Origin of the sequence: Jeotgalibacillus sp. S-D1 (assembly GCF_004358665.1) — a bacterium.
Taxonomy (GTDB): Bacteria; Bacillota; Bacilli; order Bacillales; family Jeotgalibacillaceae; genus Jeotgalibacillus.
The window spans coordinates 1-649 of record NZ_SMZR01000045.1; the positions used below are offsets into that span (position 1 = coordinate 1).

The following is a 649-nucleotide window of genomic DNA, read 5'->3' on the forward strand; positions in this document are numbered from 1 at the left end:
CCCCCAAGCAGATTATTAACAAAAGCATCGCCACCCCAGAGCTGCTTGCACACATCCTTATTAGCAAATATGCAGACCATCAGCCGCTATATCGGCAACATATTATCTATCAGCGAAGTGGGGTAAATATCCCCGATGCCACTATGGCAGATTGGGTAGGACGCTGCGGCGTCGCCCTTGAGCCTTTAGTCAGTCGCTTGCATGAACTATTACTGTCTGAGCCTATCTTACATGCCGATGAAACCCCGGTATCTATCATGAAGAACCCTGTAAAGGTAGGTGGTAAATCATTAAAAAAAGGCTATGTCTGGGCGTATCTTACGCCACAGCACAGCTCCTTAAAAGCGGTGGTCTATGACTTTGCTGAAAGTCGTCGTAATGAGCACCCTAAAGCCTTTTTAGATAAGTGGCACGGTAAGCTGGTTTGCGATGATTACAGCGGGTATAAGTTCTTATTTCATCAAGGTGTGACAGAAATCGGTTGTCTGGCCCATGCACGGCGTAAATTTCATGAACTGCATATCACTGGGCAAAGTATCGTGAGCATTGAGGCATTAACGTTATTTAGGCAGTTGTATGCTGTTGAACGTGAGATTGATGAGCGATTTGAAAAAAATACACCCCCAATACCAAGAGATCCCCAAATAGT

General features: G+C 45.3%; 1 protein-coding gene. It reads left to right on the plus strand.

The features are described from left to right. On the plus strand, positions 1-649 hold a 649-nt coding region (tnpC, locus tag E2R51_RS20590), incomplete at both ends, for an IS66 family transposase (RefSeq protein ID WP_133378740.1).